Raw genomic sequence first — 763 nt, 5'->3', positions numbered from 1 at the left:
GGCCGCCGAGGGCGCGACCTTCGCCTGCGGCGGCGAGCCCGACGCCGAGCGCGGCGGCCTGTTCGTCCGGCCCACGGTCGTCACGAACGTGACCCCGGAGAACAAGGTCGTCCGGGAGGAGGTGTTCGGGCCGGTGCTCGCCGCCTACACCTTCACCGACGAGGACGCGGCGCTCAAGCTCGCCAACGACACCCCCTACGGCCTCGCCGGCGCGGTCTGGACCAAGGACGTCCACCGCGCCCACCGCGTCGCAACGCGGCTGCGCGCGGGCACGGTCTGGGTCAACGCCTACCGCGTGATCGCCCCCAACATGCCCTTCGGCGGCTTCGGGGCCTCCGGCATCGGCCGGGAGAACGGCGTCGACGCGGTCCACGAGTACACCGAGAACAAGTCCGTCTTCGTCGAGCTGACCGGCGGGACGCGCGACCCCTTCCAGCTCGGCTGACCCGCACTCCTCAGCCCCCACACACGACGTCGAAGGAGACGACCATGACCGTGACCGCCAACGAGCGCCGCGGGCTCGCCCCCCCCGACCCCCGGCCCGCCTCGGAGACCCGGCCTGCGGCCGACCGGACGACCACGAACCCGCTGTTCGGCGACCAGAAGATGAAGCTCGGACTGTTCGGCAGCAACTGCTCGTACGGGCTGATCATGAGCCACGCCCCGTCGAGCTACGAGATCACCTGGGAGCACACCAAGGAGATCTCCCAGCGGGCCGACCGGCTCGGGTTCGACGTGCTCGTCCCCGTCGCGCGCTGGAAGG

Annotated in this window: 1 protein-coding gene and 1 pseudogene; both read left to right on the top strand. The window is 71.7% G+C overall.

Translation table 11 applies throughout. From position 1 onward, the window contains the following. A partial coding sequence (locus D8M34_RS18560; protein ID WP_126894742.1) for an aldehyde dehydrogenase family protein occupies positions 1–445 on the top strand: 445 nt, incomplete at its 5' end. 44 nt (positions 446–489) lie between these two features. Continuing rightward, positions 490–763 (top strand): annotated as a pseudogene (locus tag D8M34_RS18555) (hypothetical protein); the annotation flags it as partial.

The organism is Microbacterium sp. HSID17254, from assembly GCF_003989315.1.
Taxonomy (GTDB): Bacteria; Actinomycetota; Actinomycetes; order Actinomycetales; family Microbacteriaceae; genus Microbacterium.
The sequence above is the reverse complement of the archived record's forward strand: the minus strand, read 5'-3'. Positions and strand labels throughout refer to the sequence as shown.